The organism is Plantibacter sp. ME-Dv--P-122b, from assembly GCF_030209375.1.
Classification (GTDB): domain Bacteria; phylum Actinomycetota; class Actinomycetes; order Actinomycetales; family Microbacteriaceae; genus Plantibacter.
On record NZ_JARVSC010000003.1, the window covers coordinates 178,552 to 195,252 of the forward strand.

Consider the following 16,701-nt stretch of genomic DNA (forward strand, 5'->3'; position numbering starts at 1 on the left):
CCGCCGCGGTCAGACGACGAGGGCGAGCTCGGTCACCCGACCGTCGTCGGCCCGGGCGTGGACATCGAGCACCCATCCCGTCGATCGTGCCCAATCGAGCAACGACTCGACATCAGGGTGGTCGACACCGGCCTCCAGCAGCGCGCGGGTGAACCGGCCTTTGCCCTGCTTGTTGAAGTGGTTGAGCGCCCGGCGTCGGCCATCGTCGCCGACCGTGAGCACCCGGAGGTAGACGGCACCGACGCGGTCCGGCAGCGGTCCGAGCGCGGCATACCCTTCCGAACGCAGGTCCAGCAGGACACCCGGGACCGCGTCGAGCTCGCGGGCGACCGGTCCCGCCCAGTGACGTTTCAGGACGAACCCAGGGAGCCTGGAGTCGTGGGAGAGCCGATACGCCGGAATGGGATCGAGCGCGCCGACCGGGCCGAGTAACGCCGAGTGCACGGCCAGGTGCTCTGCGGCGAAGCCTCGCGCATCCGCTGGGAGCGTGGCTGCATCAAGCGCGTCGTACAGCACCCCCGTGTACCGGTCGACCGCCGCCATCGTCGGGGATGTCGCAGCCACACGGTTGCGCTGGACCTCGCCGAGCTGCTTGGGGCCGAGCTTGAGGGCCTTCACCGTGGCAGCCTCGTCAGCAGCGAGCGACACCAGGGCGCCTAGGCAATCGTTCCGGGACGAGGAGAGCCCTGGAAACCGCAGCAGAGCGATGTCCAGGGCTCGTCCGTCGCCGCCGTCCCGCTTCGTCTCCGAAGGGGGAAGGAGGATCAGCACCGAATCAGGAGCTGGTCACGAGCGTGGCGTTGCCGGCCACGACGGTGACGGTGTTGTTCTCGACCGACAGGAAGCCGTCTTCAGCGTTCGCGACGATCTTCGAACCGTCTTCGAGCGTGACACGGACCTCACCGGCGGCGAGGATGGCCAGCATCGGCTCGTGGCCGGGCAGGATTCCGATCTCGCCGTCGACGGTCTTCGCGATCAGCTGGCGCGCCGGGCCCGACCACACTTCGTGGTCGGCCGCGACGACGCTCACGGTCAGAGGAGCGGAGGCCATGACTAGCCGTTCTCCTTCTGGATCTGAGCCCACTTCTCTTCGACGTCGGAGATGGCCCCGACGTTGAAGAAGGCCTGCTCGGCCACGTGGTCGAACTCGCCCTTGGCGATGGCGTCGAACGACTCGATCGTCTCCTTGAGCGGAACGGTCGAACCCTCGACACCGGTGAACTTCTTCGCCATGTAGGTGTTCTGCGAGAGGAACTGCTGGATCCGGCGCGCACGCGACACCGTGATCTTGTCCTCCTCGGAGAGCTCGTCGACACCGAGGATGGCGATGATCTCCTGCAGTTCCTTGTTCTTCTGGAGGATCTGCTTGACCGTGGTTGCGACGCGGTAGTGGTCGGCACCCAGGTAGCGGGGGTCGAGGATACGGCTCGTCGAGGTCAGCGGGTCGACGGCCGGGTACAGACCCTTCGACGCGATCTCACGGGAGAGCTCGGTCGTCGCGTCGAGGTGCGCGAAGGTCGTCGCCGGAGCCGGGTCGGTGTAGTCGTCGGCGGGGACGTAGATCGCCTGCAGCGAGGTGATCGAGTGACCACGCGTCGAGGTGATGCGCTCCTGGAGGAGGCCCATCTCATCGGCGAGGTTCGGCTGGTAGCCCACGGCGGACGGCATGCGACCGAGCAGGGTCGACACCTCGGAACCGGCCTGGGTGAAGCGGAAGATGTTGTCGATGAAGAGCAGCACGTCCTGCTTCTGGACGTCGCGGAAGTACTCCGCCATCGTCAGCGCGGAGAGGGCGACGCGGAGACGCGTTCCCGGCGGCTCGTCCATCTGGCCGAACACGAGGGCCGTCTTCTCGAAGACCCCCGCCTCCTCCATCTCGTGGATGAGGTCGTTGCCCTCACGGGTGCGCTCGCCGACACCGGCGAACACCGACACACCACCGTGGTCCTGCGCGACGCGCTGGATCATCTCCTGGATGAGGACGGTCTTACCGACACCGGCACCACCGAAGAGACCGATCTTGCCACCGAGGACGTACGGCGTCAGGAGGTCGATGACCTTGATGCCGGTCTCGAACAGCTGCGTCTTCGACTCGAGCTGGTCGAACGACGGCGGCTGACGGTGGATCGGCCAGCGCTCGGTGATCTCGATCTGCTCACCGGGCTCAGCGTTGAGCACCTCGCCGATGACGTTGAAGACCTTACCCTTGGTGACGTCGCCGACGGGCACCGAGATGGGCGAGCCGGTGTCGGTGACCTCCTGGCCGCGGACGAGGCCGTCCGTCGGGTTCAGGGCGATGGCGCGCACGAGGTCGTCGCCGAGGTGCTGCGCGACCTCGAGCGTGAGGACCATCGTCTGCTCGCCGATCACGACGCTGGTCTTCAGGGCGTTGTAGATGCCCGGGATCGCGTCGTGCGGGAACTCGATGTCGACGACCGGGCCGGTGACGCGGGAGATGCGGCCGACGGCGCCGGCCTTCACCTCTGCAGCGCCCTGCTCGGCAGTTGCGGTGGGAGTCATGTTCTTCTCTTCTCTGTCTCTACAGATACGTGTGCGTGTTGCGATGACTAGGACGAGAGCGCGTCTGCGCCGCCAACGATTTCGGAAATCTGCTGGGTGATCTCGGCCTGCCTCGCGTTGTTGCGGAGGCGGGTGTAGTCGGTGATGAGCTTGTCGGCGTTGTCGCTGGCCGACTTCATCGCCTTCTGCGTCGCGGCGTGCTTCGCGGCGGAGGACTGCAACAGCGCGTTGAAGATCCGGCTCTCGATGTAGTTCGGGAGCAGTGCATCGAGCACGCTCTCCGCATCCGGCTCGAACTCGTACAGCGGCAGCACAGCGGTGTCGGTGGGCTCCTCGACGCCTTCGACGACCTCGAGCGGCAGGAGACGGACGACCTCGGGGGTCTGCGTCATCATGCTCACGAGGCGGTTGTAGACGATGTGGATCTCGTCGACGCCACCCTCGGAGGCGTCCGTGAGGAACGCCTTGAGGATGGACTCGCTGATCTCCTGCGCCGTGGCGAAGTCGGGGTTCTCCGTGTTGCCGACCCACTCCCCTGCAGCCTGCATCCGTCGGAACGTGAAGTAGGCGACGGCCTTGCGGCCCACGAGGTAATGCGTGACGTCCTTGCCCTGGCTGCGCAGGAGCTCGGTCAGCTCGGCGGCCTCTCGGAGGACCTGCGAGTTGAAGGCGCCGGCGAGGCCTCGGTCGGATGCGAACACGACGACCGCAGCCCGCTCAACCTTCTCCGGCTCGGTCGTGAGCACGTGGTCGACGTTGGAGTACGTCGCGACGGCGGACACGGCACGAGTGATCGCACGAGAATAGGGTCCGGATGCCGCCACCCGCGCCTGCGCCTTCTGGATGCGCGACGCGGCGATGAGCTCCATCGCCTTCGTGATCTTCTTGGTCGTCTGCGCAGACTTGATCTTCTGCGTGTAGACCCGGAGTTGAGCGCCCATGGACTAGCGGCGACCCTTCACGATCTTCTCCTGGTTGACGTCTTCAACCGGGAGCTCCTCGACCTGCTCCGAACCGAGGGCAGCGCCCTCGCCCGTCTGGAACTCGAGCTTGAACTGGTCGACAGCGGCATCGAGCTTCGAGACGGTGTCGTCGTCGAGCACGTTCGTGTCGCGCAGCGTGGTGAGGACCTCGGTGTTCCGACCCAGGTAGTCGAGCAGCTCGCGCTCGAACCGGAGGACGTCCTCCACCGGGACGTCGTCCAGCTTGCCCTTGGTTCCGGCCCAGATCGAGACGACCTGCTCCTCGACGGGGTACGGCGAGTACTGCGGCTGCTTGAGCAGCTCGGTGAGGCGGGCGCCACGGGCGAGCTGACGGCGGCTGGCCGCGTCGAGGTCGGATGCGAACATCGCGAACGCCTCGAGCGAGCGGTACTGCGCGAGCTCGAGCTTCAGCGTTCCGGAGACCTTCTTGATGCTCTTCACCTGAGCGTCACCGCCGACGCGCGAGACGGAGATACCGACGTCGACCGCTGGGCGCTGGTTCGAGTTGAAGAGGTCGGACTGCAGGAAGATCTGGCCGTCGGTGATCGAGATCACGTTGGTCGGGATGTACGCCGAGACGTCGTTCGCCTTGGTCTCGATGATCGGCAGACCCGTCATCGAACCGGCGCCGAGCTCGTCGGACAGCTTCGCGCAACGCTCCAGCAGACGGGAGTGGAGGTAGAAGACGTCACCCGGGTAGGCCTCGCGTCCCGGCGGACGACGGAGGAGGAGGGAGACGGCACGGTAGGCCTCGGCCTGCTTCGACAGGTCGTCGAAGATGATCAGGACGTGCTTGCCCTCGTACATCCAGTGCTGGCCGATGGCCGAACCGGTGTACGGAGCGAGGTACTTGAAGCCGGCCGGGTCGGACGCAGGCGAGGCGACGATCGTCGTGTACTCGAGCGCGCCGGCCTCTTCCAGCGCACCCTTGACGGAGGCGATGGTCGAGCCCTTCTGGCCGATGGCGACGTAGATGCAGCGGACCTGCTTGTTGACGTCGCCCGACTCCCAGTTGGCCTTCTGGTTGATGATGGTGTCGATCGCGATCGCGGTCTTGCCGGTCTGGCGGTCACCGATGATCAGCTGACGCTGGCCGCGGCCGACGGGGATCATGGCGTCGATCGCCTTGATGCCGGTCTGGAGCGGCTCGTGCACCGACTTGCGCTGCATGACGCCGGGAGCCTGGAGCTCCAGCGCGCGGCGCCCGGTGCTGGCGATCTCGCCGAGGCCGTCGATCGGGTTGCCGAGCGTGTCGACGACACGGCCGAGGTAACCGTCGCCGACGGGGACCGAGAGGACCTCGCCCGTGCGGGTGACGTCCATGCCTTCGACGATCTCGTCGAACTCACCGAGGACGACGACGCCGATCTCGTGCTCGTCGAGGTTGAGCGCGAGGCCGAGGGTGCCGTTCGCGAAGCGGAGGAGCTCGTTCGCCATGGCGCCCGGGAGGCCCTCGACGTGGGCGATGCCGTCAGCGGCATCGATCACGCGTCCGACCTCGGTGGCCGCGGCGGTGCCGGGCTCGTAGGCCTTGACGAAGTCCTTGAGAGCATCCCGGATCTCGTCTGGGCTGATCGTGAGTTCTGCCATCATGTTCCTTTTGGTTGTGGAACCCGGGGGTTCCGAGAGGTGCGATCCGTCAGGATCAACGTCTTGAGTTGTGGAGACCGTCGGGCCGGTCCCCGCGCTGCACGGGCCGTTATCCGGCCAGTTGCAGACGGAGGTCGTTCAGTCGGGCAGCGAGGCTGCCGTCGATGACGTCGTCCCCGAGCTGCACGCGCAGTCCACCGACGACGGCGGGGTCGATCACCTGGTTGATCTTCACCTGACGGCCGTAGGCCGTGGCGAGGTGGCGCTCGAGGCGCTGCAGCTGCGACGCCTCGATCGGTGCGGCTGCCGTGACCGTGGCGACCGCGAGGCCCTGCTGGTCGGCGACGATGCCTGATGCGTACCGGAGGAGTTCTCCGATCCGACGGTCTCGCGGCTGCTGCACGAGCTGACCGACGATGCTGACGGTCTGCGGGCTCGCCTTGCCCGCGAGGAGGGACGCCGCGAGGGCACCCTTCGCAGCGGACGAACCGAGCTTGCTGCTGAGCGCGAGTTCGAGCTCGTGATTGCTCGACACGAGCTTCCCGAACTCGAACAGCTCGGCCTCGATGTCGCCCTGCGCGCCCGCGGAGATCGAAGCGGCCCGGAGGCCGAGCTCCTCGATGCCTGCGAGCAGGTCGGCCTCGCTGGACCAGCGGCCGGAGACGACGGTCTGCAGCAGGCCGAGCGCCTGAGCGTTCAGCTGGGTGCCGAAGATCCGCTCGACGACGGTGCGCTTGGCACCGGCGTCGGCTGCAGGGTCGCTGAGCGCTGCGCTCAGGTGGCTCGAGCCGCCGATGGCCCGGCCAGCTGCGAACAGTCCGTCCGCGGTGGCCAGATCGGCCCCGGCGCCGAGGGCGGCGAGGGCCTCCTTCGACGAGGCGAGTGCTTCTCTGGTCGCGCTTCCCATTACTTGGCTGCCTTCTCCGACGCCTCGAGGTCCGCGAGGAACCGGTCGACGACCGCCGTGGCCTTCGCGTCGTCGTTCAGCGTCTCGCCGATGACGCCACTGGCGAGGTCGAGCGCGAGCGTGCCGACCTCGGCACGCAGCGACACGACGGCCGCCTGACGCTCGGCTTCGATCTGTGCCTGAGCGCTCGCGGTGACGCGAGCGGCCTCGACCGTGGCCTGCTCCTTGAGCTCGGCGAGGATCGTCTGACCCTCGACACGAGCCTGCTCGCGGATGCGGCCGGCTTCCTGACGGGCTTCGGCGAGCTGAGCGTTGTACTGCTCGAGCGCCGCTTCGGCCTGCTTCTGCGCTTCATCGGCCTTGGCGATGTTGCCCTCGATGGCCGCTGCGCGGTCGTCGAGGAGCTTCTGCACCTTGGGCAGGACCAGCTTCCAGAAGAAGCCGAGGATGATGATGAAGACGACGGCAGACCAGACGATGTCGTAGACCGCTGGGATGAGAGGGTTCGTCGGAGCGCCCTCTTCAGCAGCGATGATCACTGCATCAAACATCTTGCCTCCTTCGGAGATGTGAAAGGGGGCTTAGACGAAGATGAAGTAGGTCGCGATGCCGATGAAGGCGAGCGCCTCGGTGAAGGCGATACCGATCCACATGAGGACCTGGAGACGACCACCCAGTTCGGGCTGACGCGCGGTGCCTTCGATCGTCTTGCCGACGACGATACCCACGCCGATGGCGGGGCCGATGGCTGCGAGACCGTAACCGACCGTCGCGATGTTTCCTTCAAGGGCGGCGAGAACGGTAGTTGCGTCCACGTTTGTTTCCTTCCGTTGGGTGAGACCTGGCGGGTGCCCGGCTCGATTAGTGCTCTTCTGCGACCGCGAGCTGGATGTAGACCGCGGTGAGGAGGGTGAAGACGTAGGCCTGGAGGACTGCGACCAGGAGTTCGAAGAGGGTGAACACGAGGCCGAAGGCCAGCGTGCCGACACCCATGAGGGCGAACCATCCACCGAGGTTCACGATGAAGAACTGCGTCGCCGCGAAGAACAGGACGAGCAGCAGGTGCCCGACGATCATGTTCATGAGGAGTCGGAGCGTCAGCGTGAGCGGGCGGATGACGAAGGTCGAGATGAGCTCGATCGGCGTGACGATGATGTACACCGGCCACGGCACCCCGGAGGGGAAGAGGGAGTTCTTGAAGAACTTGCCCGGGCTCTTCTTGATACCGGCGTAGATGAAGGTGACGTAGGACACCAGCGCGAGCACCAGCGGGACACCGATGACCGAGGTGCCGGCCAGGTTGAGTCCCGGGATGATGCCCGTCAGGTTCATCGCGAGGACCATGAAGAAGATGGTCGTCAGGATCGGCAGGAACCGGAGGCCGTCCTTCTTGCCGAGCAGGTCTTCCGCGATGTTGACGCGGACGAAGCCGAGCCCCATCTCGGCGAGGCTCTGCGCACGGCCGGGGACGAGACGCATCTTGCGCGTCGACAACCAGAAGAACAGGAGGAGCGCGATCACCGCGATGAACCGGATCAGGATGACCCGGTTGATCGCGAAGGGCGTGCCCTCGAAGAGGATGATGTCGGGGAAGAACTCGTCGATCGACGGACCGTGGAACTCGCCATCTTCGGCGGCCATCGGTGCGATCAGGTGCACGGCGTTAGCGAACAGCACGTATCTCCAGTTTCGGGGGCGTGGAGCAGAGCTCTCGCGGCGACGAACAGGGGGGATGTCTCCTCGCCGCACGCCGAAGCGGTGCTAGTGGGAGGATTCGTTGACGAGTCTAGCAAGGAAACCCGGCCCCGACGAACCCAGGGGTGGTATTCCACGGCTATATTCCGAGCCGCGACCTCGACTGCGGCCCGGATACCGGTTCCGGCATGCTGCCGCGCGGCGAGATGCGTTTGCCGCGTCAGCCTTGGTCGGAGTCCTGCGGCGATGCCTTCGGGAGGATGTCGTCCGAGACGTAGGGCACCCGCACCTTCGCCGCCACGACGGCGTCGATCACGAGCGAACCGACGACACCGACGATGACGCTCCCGAACAGGATCGGTGCGTTGACCCAGGGTTGGTCCTTCAGGATGAAGCCCAGGACGAGGAAGATGACGAACTTCACGAGCCAGCTGCCCATCACCACCCCGAACAGGATGCCGACGAAGAACTCCTGGCCGGACCAGCGGTTGGCGAAGAGGATGCTCACCGAGGTGATGCCGAGGAACACGAGCGCCATCGCGGTGCCGATGAGCGCACTCGTCAGCCCGCGGGAGCCGTCGACGCTCCAACCGACCACTCCCCCGACGACGGCGATCACGAGGGCGAGGAGCGCGCTGTACCGGAGTGCCGTGCGGAAGACCCGGTTGGCACTCGCGTGCGAGCCGGCCTGGGCGGGAGGAGTCATGGATGCTGGTCCTTCTTGGCGAGAGAGTCGAGGGTGTCGAGGGTGTCGCCGCTCACGGGCGCCTCGGGGTCGCGCTGCCCGGAGGCCTCGTCGAGCCGATCGTACAGCGCCGACCCGGGAGCCCCCTCCGCGCCGGCAGTCACGCGCTGCGCGAGCCGGTCGGCCCGCCTCCGGCGACCGATCGGCAGGAGGGTGAACACCGTGCAGGTGACGACGCCCACGGACACGAAGAGCACGGCCACCCACGTCGGGGCCGCGAAGAACGCCAGGCATCCGACGGAGATGACGACGGTCCAGCCGTAGAAGATGAGGACCGCGTGCACCTGGCTGTGACCGAGGTCGAGCAGCCGGTGGTGGAGGTGCATCCGGTCGGCGCTGAACGGCGACTTGCCGGCGCGGAGACGACGGAGGACCGCCAGGACGAAGTCGGCGAGCGGCACGACCAGGATGGCGAACGGCAGCAGGATGGGGATGAACGCGGGCAACAGTTGCGTGCGGCCGAGGGCGGCCGGGTCGACCTGGCCGGTCACGGCGGCTGCGGAGGTCGCCATGAGCAGCCCGACGAGCAGGGCACCGGCGTCGCCCATGAACAGCCGGGCGGGGTGCCAGTTGAGCGGGAGGAAGCCGAGGCACGCACCGACGAGGATCGCGGCGATCAGCGAAGCGAGGTTGAAGTAGTCGCTCGCCCCGGTGGAGGTCACGAGCAGCTGGGTGTAGACGAAGAACACGGTGTTCGCGATGACGGCGACACCGGCGACCAGCCCGTCGAGCCCGTCGACGAAGTTGATCGCGTTCATCACGAGCACGATGGCGAAGACCGTCATCGAGAAGGACACCCACGACGAGCCGACCGTCAGGCCACCGATGGGCAAGGAGTAGATCTGCACACCGAGCCAGGCGACGAGCCCTGCCGCCATGAACTGCGCGGCGAGCTTGATCATCCAGTCGAGGTCCCAGAGGTCGTCGGCGACGCCGATCCCGACGATGAACAGGGCGGCACCGAGGATCGCCAGCACCGGCTCCGGATCGGCGAACACGAGGTCGAAGAACGGCAGCTGCCAGGCCACGCCGAACGCGACCAGGATGCCGATGAACATCGCGACCCCGCCGAGACGCGGCGTCGGCGTCTGATGGACGTCCCGTTCGCGGATCGGCGGGTGGAGGCCGTACTTCACGCCGACCCGCCGCGCGAGGTGGGCGAAGCCGAAGGTGATGCCCGCGCTCACGACGAGCACGATGAGGTACCCGGAGAACTGGTTCATGGTTCGCGCGGCTCGGGGAGCAGATCGCCCACCACGTCGCGGATCGCCTCCCGGGAGACGGCTCCGTCGCGCAGGACGACGATCCGTTCGTCGGCCGTGCCGAGTCGGGTCGCGTCGATGATCGTCGACGACTGCTCGCCGCTCTCGCCGCCGTCGAGGTAGACCGCGACCGAATCGCCGAGCATCTCGAGCGCGGCAGCGGCGGACGTGGCGGCCGGTCGGCCGGTGAGGTTCGCCGAGGAGACCGCGAGCGGGCCGGTGTCCTGCAGGAGTTCGAGGGTCACCGGGTTCGACGGCATCCGGAGCGCGACCGTGCCCGCGGTCTCGCCGAGGTCCCAGGCGAGCGAGGGCTGGGCCTCGAGCACGATGGTCAGGCCCCCGGGCCAGAACGCCTCGACCAGCCGGTGCACGGCATCGGGGACGGACGCCGCCAAGGCCTCGAGCGTGTTCACACCGGAGACGAGGACGGGCGGCGGTGACTGCCGGGTCCGTCCCTTCGCGTCGAGCAGGCGCTGCACCGCGGCCGGCGAGAACGCGTCGGCGGCCACCCCGTAGACCGTGTCGGTCGGGAGTACGACCAGCTCACCCCGGGCCAGGGCCGTCCGTGCCAGGCGCATCCCGGCGAGCAGCTGCGCGTGATCCTGGCAATCGAAGGTCTGCGGCATGTGGTGGGTCCTGGCTGAACGGGGCCGCCGATCGGTGATCAGTCGGCCGGATGATCGGGGTGACGACGCTCAATCATAGCCTCGGGCGTCTTCCGAGCAGTCTGGGCAGGCAGAGGTAGACAGCGAGGACGATCAGGATGCCGAGGACGGCGAGGGCCTGGAACGGCCAGGCGCCCGTCGCCACGACCACCCCGAGGAGCCCGGTGGCGAGGGTCGCGACGCTCACGACGGCGGTGGACCCGAGGTGACCGAGTCCGCCGGCGGCGAGACGCTGGTACACGTGGCTGCGATGCGCCTCGTGCAGCGGCTCCCCCCGCCGCCAGCGCGCGATGATCGTCGTGCCGGTGTCGGCGACGTACACGAGGACCGGGCCGATCAGCGCGACGAAGGAGATGCCGCTGAAGGCCGCGGAGATGGCGACCGCGACGAGGGAGCCACCGAGGAGGTAGCTGCCGACGTCGCCCAGGAACATCCGGCGCCGAGCGAGGTTCCACGGCAGGAACCCGAGGAACGCGGCCGCGACGACGAGGCCGGCGGCCGTGACGCCCGGGAGTCCGGCCACGGCACCCAGACCGGCGTAGAACCCGCCGACGACCGTGCCGTGCATCGAGGAGATGCCGTTGACGCCGTCCATGAAGTTCGCGATGTTCGTGTAGGCGACGAGCGCCACGATCCCGAGCGGGATCCACCAGAAACTCGCGGCCATCGAGACGACGAGCACCCAGGTCGCCACGAGTCCGAGGACGACCTGCAATCCGAAGCGCACGCGCACGGGGAGTCCGCGGACGTCCTCCACGGCGCCGATGGCCGCGTTCACGACCGACACGGCGGCGACGATCCAGAGCGGCAGGCTGTGGAGCAGGACCGCGGCTGTTCCGAGACCGACGGCGACCGCGACGGCGACGCCGATCCCGCCCCCGCGGATCGTCGGCGTGGCGTGCATGGACCGGTGGTTCGGGGTGTCGACGACCGCCCGGCGGATGAGGATCGGGCGGATAGCGAGCTGGGACAGCAGGCTCACGACGAGCGCGAGCACGCCCGCCAGGATGGCAGTCGTCATTGCACCAGGTGGTGGGTGCCGGCGCCCTCGTCGGCGATCGTCTCCCGCCAGACGTCGATGTCGAGCAGTGCCGGGTCGAGCGGCTGGATCCGCGTGTGCGAGACCTTCGGGTGCTTCGAGCGGTCGGCGATCTCGTCGGTGTCGATGAGGACCTCGTGCAGCTTCTCGCCGTGGCGGAGACCGGTGTACACGATCTCGACATCCTTGCCGGACGCGGCGATCATGCGCTTGGCGACGTCGAGGATGCGGACCGGACGGCCCATGTCGAGGATGAGGACCTCGCCCGGGTCGCCGATCGCGCCGGCCTGGATGACGAGCTTCGACGCTTCGGGGATCGTCATGAAGAAGCGGGTGACGTCGGGGTGCGTGACCGTGACCGGACCGCCGGCCTCGATCTGGGCGGTGAACGCCGGGATGGCGGACCCGCGGCTGCCGATGACGTTGCCGAACCGGACCGAGAGGTACCGTGCGTCGGTCTCCTGGGCGCTCATCCAGGCGGTGAGCTTCTCGGCGATGCGCTTGCTGTAACCGAGGACGGTCGTCGGGTTCGCGGCCTTGTCGGTCGAGATGTTGACGAAGGTGCCGACACCCACGGCCCGCGCCGCGTTGAGGACGTTCAGGGTGCCGAGGACGTTGTTCTTCCAGGCTTCGTCGGGGTACTGCTCGAGCATCGGAGCGTGCTTCAGCGCTGCCGCGTGGAACACGACGTCGGGGCGTCGGTCCTCGAAGATCTCCATGAGCGAGGGGAGGTCGCGGATGTCGGCGAGCACGACCTCCTTGGTGTCGAGCAGACCGTGTCCCGAGATCGAGAGCTGCGTGGTGTGGAGTCCCGTCTCGTCGCGGTCGAGCAGGACGAGCTCAGCCGGACCGAACTGGTTGACCTGGCGGGCGATCTCGGAGCCGATGGATCCGCCGGCACCGGTGACGAGCACACGCTTGCCGGTGAGGTACCCCGCGATGCTCTCGACCTGCAGGTCGACGGTGTTGCGGCCGATGAAGTCCTCGACGTTGAGGTCGCGCAGGCTCGGCGCGCTCTCAGCCGTCCCGGGAGCGAGCATCGTGTCGATGGGAGGGACGACGAGCACCCGAAGCTTCGCCTCGTCGGCTCGCTCGCTGACCTGCCGGATGAAGTCGTTGTCGACGTCCGCGATGCTGATGATGAGGGCCTGCGCCCCGGTGCGCTTGACGGCCGCCACCAGGTCTGCTCCCGTGCCGACCACGGCGACGGAGGCGATGCGGAAGTTGCGCTTCGAGGGGTCGTCGTCGATCACGCCCACCGGGAGGTAGGGCGACTGCGGGTCGCGCATGAGCCGAGGGATGATCGACATCCCCAGCGCACCGGCTCCGTAGACGAGGACGCGCTGCGCCTCGATGGGCCGGCTGCGGCTGTCGACGAAGAGTCGCTTGACGTAGCGCGTGATGCCCATGAAGACGATCGCGAACGGGAACGCGATCACCGTGGTGGACCGTGGAACCCCCCACGCGACGCCGAAGACGGCGTTGACCGCGATGAGGATCGCGGTGACGATCAGGGCGACGACGATGAGCTGTTTCGCCTCGTAGAAGCTGCCGAAGCTGTGCAGGCCGTGGTAGTAGCTCCACAGGTAGGCCACGACGAGCTGGGCGACCACGGCGATGACGCACAGGAGGACCGTCCCCACGAGGGCCACGCGCTCGTACTCGAGCTCGAACCGGACGAGCTGGGCGACCACGATGGCGAGCACCCAGCACAGTGCGTCGAGGGCGGTCTTCGCGGCGAAACGAGGACCGGGCGCCTGCGTCCATCTACGGGGGGCGTCTGGGAGCGTGGAGGTCATAACGTGTCGATCCTACCGATCGCCGGCTTCGCGTTGGCTGCGCACGGACTGCGCGTCGGCGTCGGGGCCGGGTGCACCGCGCTCCGCGGCGAGGGCGGCGATCGAGGACCGGAGACCGTCGTCCGTCGCCGTCGGCATGCGCTCGTGCCCGAGTGCACCGAGCAGTCGGGCACCGGAGACGCGGTAGTCCTCGGTGAGCTTCGCGAGACGCCCGGAGTTGAGCGGCACGGCGGGGACGCGATCGCCGACGGCTGCCGCCAACCGCACGAGGGCCGGTGGGAGCGCCAGGCGACGGACCCGGCGACCGGTGACCTCGGCGATGAGGGTGACGAGGTGCCCCGTCGACACGGGCTCGTCGTCGGCGACGAGGTAGACACCCGTCGTGACGGCGGGCGTGTCGATGATGCTCGTGATCGCCCACGTGAGGTTCTGGATCGACACGAAGCTGCGCTCGTTGCGGAAGGCGTCGAGCGGGTACGGGATGCCACGGGACAGCAGACCGAACAGGAGGCGCAGGTTGCCCTTGTCCCCCGGCCCGTGCACCATCGTCGGACGGAGGACGATCGTCCGGCGACCGGCAGGGGGCTCGACGGCGAGCAGGAGCCGCTCGGCCGCGAGCTTCGACTTCCCGTACGGGGTCACCGGGTGGGGCTCGGCGGACTCGTCGAGGACGCCGTCGACCGTCGCCTCGTTCACCGCGGCGACGCTGCTCAGCTGGATGAAGGTGGTGGCGTCCGACGCCAGGAAGGCGACGTACGCGCGTTCGGCGAGGTCGGTGTTGATCCGGCGGTACACCTCGGGAGAAGCGGTGCCGTCGAGGTCGTGCGCCTTCCCGGCGAGGTTCACCACGACGTCGAGGTCCGCGGGGAAGGCCTCCCCCGTCCACCCGCGCAACGAGAACGGCACGACCTCGTGGCCGGCCGCCTCGAGGACGGGGACGAGGTTCGTCCCGATGAAGCCGGTCGCACCGGTCACGAGCACTCGGCTCATCGTCCGAACCATCCCCACGTGCGGAAGTACACGAACGCCCCCTGGATCGAGTACCACATCAGCTTCCGGTTGTGGTGCGAGCCCTTCGCGAAGTGATGGTGGATCGTCGCCCCCGGGTAGTACGCGGTCCGGGACACCTGGAGAAAGCGTCGGGTGAGGTCGGCGTCCTCGATGTACATGAAGATCCGCTCGTCGAAGAAGCCGACGCGGTGCAGGGTCGAGGTCCGGAGGAACATGAAGCAGCCCGAGAGGTAGGGCACGTCGAACATCGTCTTGCTGTAGTCGTGCGCCGGGTTCTCGTCGATGTCGCGGTATTCGTACCTCGCCATGCGTTTCGCGACGAGCGGTTTCAGCGGACCGGGCAGGAACCGGCGGGCGAAGAGGTCGAAGACGGAGGGGTTGCGCTTCACCAGGTACTGGAGGGAGCCGTCGGGGTACAGCACCTTCGGCATGACGTGTCCGACCTCGGGGTGCTCGAGCATGAACTCGTGGAGCTCCTCGATCGCCTCCGGCTCGAAGTACACGTCCGGGTTGACCACCATGTGGAACTTCGAGCGCCCGAGGACCTTCGCGATCGCGAGATTGTGTGCGGCACCGAAGCCGGGGTTCGACGGGTTGTGCAGGTATTCGATCCGCGGGTCGTCCGCGAGGTCGCGGAGCTCGTCCGTCGGCGAGTTGTCGACGAGGTAGAGCGTCTCGACGAGCGGGCTGCCGAGGGTCGAGTCGATGGCCGCACGCAGCTTGTCGCGATCGTTCCGGTACATGACGATGCAGGCGGTCACAGGACGGTCCACGGTTCACCCTCTCCGGCGGCGGGGACGGCACCGCCGAGGCACGACGGACGTGGGCCCGACGCGCCTGGTCAGTCTACGTGCTGCCCGCGTCCGGTCCTGGGAGCCCGGGGCCGCATACTGGAGTGGTGCCAGAGCGTGTGTTCTTCTTCGACTGCGACAAGACCCTGTACGACTACGACTTCCGGAAACGCCTCCCGGCGCTCTCCCGGTTGACGGGCGTGAGCCAGTACCGGCTCGCGAAGCAGTGGTGGGTCGGCGGCCACGAGGCCGCGGCCAACATCGGCGAGTACCCGACGAGCGACGACTATCTGGCGGTGTTCGCCGAGGTCACCGGCTACCCGCTGTCCCTCGAGGAGTGGCGCGAGGCCCGTGCGGCGGCGATGACCCCGGTTCCCGGCGTCCTGGCCACCCTCGCCCGTGCCTCGACGCTCGGGACGGTCTCCCTGCTGTCGAACAATCCGATCCCGTTCCGGGACTCCTTCGCACAGCTGGCCCCCGAAGCCGCAGCCCTCCTCGGCGAGAATGACCTCGTGTCCGCCGTCCTCGGAGCGGAGAAACCCGAGCCCCGTGTCTACACCCGGGCGCTCAGCCGGTACGGCGTCGCACCTGGCCGCACCATGCTCATCGACGACTCCGCGGCGAACTGCGCGGGTGCCGAAGCCGTCGGGATGCACGCGTTCCAGCTGACGAAGGACGCCTCAGGCGCCTTCGACGTCGCGGGACTCGACGCAGCCGTCGACGCCTTCGTGGCGGCCACGCCCTGACACCGGTCAGCGGATCGCGATGGTGGTGCGGTCGCGGGTGGTGAGGTCGCGGTGTGTCGCGGCCGCGTGCCAGCCGTCGGCCGTGAGTAGCTCGCGGATGGCCTGCCCCTGGAGTTCGCCGTGCTCGATGATGAGCGTGCCGCCCCGGTGGAGCAGTCGCTGCGCGGTGACGGACACCTGGCGCACCACGTCGAGACCGTCCGGGCCGCCGTACAGCGCGGCCGAGGGGTCGTGGAGACGCACCTCGGGATCGCGCGGGATCGCGTCGTCCGGGACGTACGGGGGGTTGGAGATCACGACGTCCACCGAGCCGTCGAGCTCGTGGAAGGCGTCGGCGAGGTGCTCGAAGACGACGGTGGCGTTGTCAGCAAGGGACTCGGCGAAGTTCCGCCTCGCCCAGATGAACGCCTCGACGGAGTTCTCGGTCGCGTAGATCGCCGCGTTGGGGACCTCGGTCGCCATCGCCAGCGCGATCGCTCCACTGCCGGTGCCGAGGTCGACCCCGATGGGCCGAGGGATCGGCACGGCTCGGAGCGCGTCGATCGCGAACTGCACGACCGACTCGGTCTCGGGGCGCGGGACGAAGACACCTGGTCCGACCGCGAGTTCCATCGAACGGAACGCGGCGCGACCCGTGATGTGCTGCAGCGGTTCTCGCGCGGCGCGTCGCTCGACCAGCTCGGCGAACACCGTGCGCTCCTCGGCGTCGAGCACGCGACCGGTGATCGCCGCGGCCTGTACAGCCCCGCGACCGAGGCCGAGCACGTGTCCGAGGAGGAGCTCCGCGTCGACGTCGGGTGACGGCACGGCTGCGCGGGTGAGGATCTCCACGGCGTGTTGACGCGCGAGTTCGACCGTCGCAGGGTGGCCGGCGGACGGGTTGTCTGCGGCGGCGGCGGAAGGGGTGCTGGGCATGAGCGAGGTCATCATCTGGGGCGGCCGGGTCGG

18 protein-coding genes are annotated in these 16,701 nt (G+C 68.0%); 1 reads left to right on the forward strand and 17 read right to left on the reverse strand.

The features are described 5' to 3' along the window. Positions 1-9: 9 nt before the first annotated feature. From QRN19_RS05620 to QRN19_RS05695, 16 genes are all read right to left on the reverse strand, one after another. The gene (locus QRN19_RS05620) at positions 10-771 is read right to left on the reverse strand and encodes a YaaA family protein (protein ID WP_285025778.1); all 762 of its coding nucleotides are present in this window, start codon (positions 769-771) and stop codon (positions 10-12) included. Between the two features lie 4 nt (positions 772-775). Next, entirely contained in the window at positions 776-1,051 is a 276-nt protein-coding gene (locus tag QRN19_RS05625; RefSeq protein WP_064295316.1) for a F0F1 ATP synthase subunit epsilon, read from the reverse strand. Positions 1,052-1,053: 2 nt separating this feature from the next. Further along, positions 1,054-2,520, reverse strand: a complete 1,467-nt coding sequence (gene atpD, locus QRN19_RS05630) for a F0F1 ATP synthase subunit beta (RefSeq protein WP_064295315.1) — start codon at positions 2,518-2,520, stop codon at positions 1,054-1,056. A gap of 47 nt (positions 2,521-2,567) precedes the next feature. Beyond that, a complete protein-coding gene (locus QRN19_RS05635; protein WP_064295314.1) occupies positions 2,568-3,461 on the reverse strand; it encodes a F0F1 ATP synthase subunit gamma in 894 nt (297 codons plus the stop codon). A gap of 3 nt (positions 3,462-3,464) precedes the next feature. Then, the gene (atpA, locus tag QRN19_RS05640) at positions 3,465-5,093 is read right to left on the reverse strand and encodes a F0F1 ATP synthase subunit alpha (RefSeq protein WP_071262368.1); all 1,629 of its coding nucleotides are present in this window, start codon (positions 5,091-5,093) and stop codon (positions 3,465-3,467) included. A gap of 109 nt (positions 5,094-5,202) precedes the next feature. Beyond that, positions 5,203-6,000, reverse strand: a complete 798-nt coding sequence (locus QRN19_RS05645; RefSeq protein ID WP_285025779.1) for a F0F1 ATP synthase subunit delta — start codon at positions 5,998-6,000, stop codon at positions 5,203-5,205. Continuing rightward, complete coding sequence (locus QRN19_RS05650) at positions 6,000-6,551, reverse strand: F0F1 ATP synthase subunit B (RefSeq protein WP_064295311.1); 552 nt, start codon at positions 6,549-6,551, stop codon at positions 6,000-6,002. The genes QRN19_RS05645 and QRN19_RS05650 overlap by 1 nt, the downstream gene beginning before the upstream one ends. Positions 6,552-6,581: 30 nt before the next feature. After that, positions 6,582-6,815 carry an ATP synthase F0 subunit C gene (atpE, locus tag QRN19_RS05655; RefSeq protein ID WP_064295310.1) on the reverse strand — a complete coding sequence of 78 codons (234 nt, stop codon included), beginning with the start codon at positions 6,813-6,815 and terminating at the stop codon, positions 6,582-6,584. 46 nt (positions 6,816-6,861) lie between these two features. Further along, the gene (gene atpB, locus QRN19_RS05660) at positions 6,862-7,641 is read right to left on the reverse strand and encodes a F0F1 ATP synthase subunit A (RefSeq protein ID WP_175117868.1); all 780 of its coding nucleotides are present in this window, start codon (positions 7,639-7,641) and stop codon (positions 6,862-6,864) included. Positions 7,642-7,915: 274 nt separating this feature from the next. Then, positions 7,916-8,401 (reverse strand): Cg1360 family ATP-synthase-associated protein, encoded by a 486-nt coding sequence (locus tag QRN19_RS05665; protein ID WP_085513235.1) that lies wholly within the window; start codon positions 8,399-8,401, stop codon positions 7,916-7,918. Continuing rightward, a complete protein-coding gene (locus tag QRN19_RS05670; RefSeq protein WP_285025780.1) occupies positions 8,398-9,663 on the reverse strand; it encodes an MraY family glycosyltransferase in 1,266 nt (421 codons plus the stop codon). Before QRN19_RS05670 ends, QRN19_RS05665 begins: the two co-directional genes overlap by 4 nt. Next, positions 9,660-10,328 (reverse strand): L-threonylcarbamoyladenylate synthase, encoded by a 669-nt coding sequence (locus QRN19_RS05675; protein ID WP_285025781.1) that lies wholly within the window; start codon positions 10,326-10,328, stop codon positions 9,660-9,662. The genes QRN19_RS05670 and QRN19_RS05675 overlap by 4 nt, the downstream gene beginning before the upstream one ends. A 73-nt stretch (positions 10,329-10,401) precedes the next feature. Further along, positions 10,402-11,388, reverse strand: a complete 987-nt coding sequence (locus tag QRN19_RS05680) for an MraY family glycosyltransferase (RefSeq protein ID WP_285025782.1) — start codon at positions 11,386-11,388, stop codon at positions 10,402-10,404. After that, positions 11,385-13,205: a polysaccharide biosynthesis protein gene (locus tag QRN19_RS05685; RefSeq protein ID WP_285025783.1), complete on the reverse strand. Its 1,821-nt coding sequence runs from the start codon at positions 13,203-13,205 to the stop codon at positions 11,385-11,387. The genes QRN19_RS05680 and QRN19_RS05685 overlap by 4 nt, the downstream gene beginning before the upstream one ends. A gap of 12 nt (positions 13,206-13,217) precedes the next feature. Further along, positions 13,218-14,195, reverse strand: a complete 978-nt coding sequence (locus QRN19_RS05690) for an NAD-dependent epimerase/dehydratase family protein (protein WP_285025784.1) — start codon at positions 14,193-14,195, stop codon at positions 13,218-13,220. Then, positions 14,192-14,989: a glycosyltransferase family 2 protein gene (locus tag QRN19_RS05695; protein WP_285025785.1), complete on the reverse strand. Its 798-nt coding sequence runs from the start codon at positions 14,987-14,989 to the stop codon at positions 14,192-14,194. Before QRN19_RS05695 ends, QRN19_RS05690 begins: the two co-directional genes overlap by 4 nt. A gap of 125 nt (positions 14,990-15,114) precedes the next feature. Here QRN19_RS05695 and QRN19_RS05700 point away from each other — a divergent pair, with 125 nt between their 5' ends. After that, complete coding sequence (locus QRN19_RS05700) at positions 15,115-15,753, forward strand: HAD-IA family hydrolase (RefSeq protein WP_285025786.1); 639 nt, start codon at positions 15,115-15,117, stop codon at positions 15,751-15,753. Positions 15,754-15,759: 6 nt separating this feature from the next. Here QRN19_RS05700 and prmC read toward each other — a convergent pair whose 3' ends face one another. After that, on the reverse strand, positions 15,760-16,668 hold the full coding sequence (prmC, locus tag QRN19_RS05705) for a peptide chain release factor N(5)-glutamine methyltransferase (RefSeq protein WP_285025787.1): 909 nt from the start codon (positions 16,666-16,668) through the stop codon (positions 15,760-15,762). Positions 16,669-16,701: the final 33 nt, after the last annotated feature.

Bases quoted from the DNA above. Each gene is read 5' to 3' on its own strand.
- QRN19_RS05680 (WP_285025782.1), bottom strand. From the start codon at position 11,388: ATGACGACTGCCATCCTGGCGGGCGTGCTCGCGCTCGTCGTGAGCCTG.
- QRN19_RS05645 (WP_285025779.1), bottom strand. From the start codon at position 6,000: ATGGGAAGCGCGACCAGAGAAGCACTCGCCTCGTCGAAGGAGGCCCTC.
- QRN19_RS05650 (WP_064295311.1), bottom strand. From the start codon at position 6,551: ATGTTTGATGCAGTGATCATCGCTGCTGAAGAGGGCGCTCCGACGAAC.
- QRN19_RS05675 (WP_285025781.1), bottom strand. From the start codon at position 10,328: ATGCCGCAGACCTTCGATTGCCAGGATCACGCGCAGCTGCTCGCCGGG.
- atpA (WP_071262368.1), bottom strand. From the start codon at position 5,093: ATGGCAGAACTCACGATCAGCCCAGACGAGATCCGGGATGCTCTCAAG.
- QRN19_RS05635 (WP_064295314.1), bottom strand. From the start codon at position 3,461: ATGGGCGCTCAACTCCGGGTCTACACGCAGAAGATCAAGTCTGCGCAG.
- QRN19_RS05690 (WP_285025784.1), bottom strand. From the start codon at position 14,195: ATGAGCCGAGTGCTCGTGACCGGTGCGACCGGCTTCATCGGGACGAAC.
- QRN19_RS05665 (WP_085513235.1), bottom strand. From the start codon at position 8,401: ATGACTCCTCCCGCCCAGGCCGGCTCGCACGCGAGTGCCAACCGGGTC.
- QRN19_RS05685 (WP_285025783.1), bottom strand. From the start codon at position 13,205: ATGACCTCCACGCTCCCAGACGCCCCCCGTAGATGGACGCAGGCGCCC.
- QRN19_RS05625 (WP_064295316.1), bottom strand. From the start codon at position 1,051: ATGGCCTCCGCTCCTCTGACCGTGAGCGTCGTCGCGGCCGACCACGAA.
- atpD (WP_064295315.1), bottom strand. From the start codon at position 2,520: ATGACTCCCACCGCAACTGCCGAGCAGGGCGCTGCAGAGGTGAAGGCC.
- atpB (WP_175117868.1), bottom strand. From the start codon at position 7,641: ATGGCCGCCGAAGATGGCGAGTTCCACGGTCCGTCGATCGACGAGTTC.
- prmC (WP_285025787.1), bottom strand. From the start codon at position 16,668: ATGCCCAGCACCCCTTCCGCCGCCGCCGCAGACAACCCGTCCGCCGGC.
- QRN19_RS05670 (WP_285025780.1), bottom strand. From the start codon at position 9,663: ATGAACCAGTTCTCCGGGTACCTCATCGTGCTCGTCGTGAGCGCGGGC.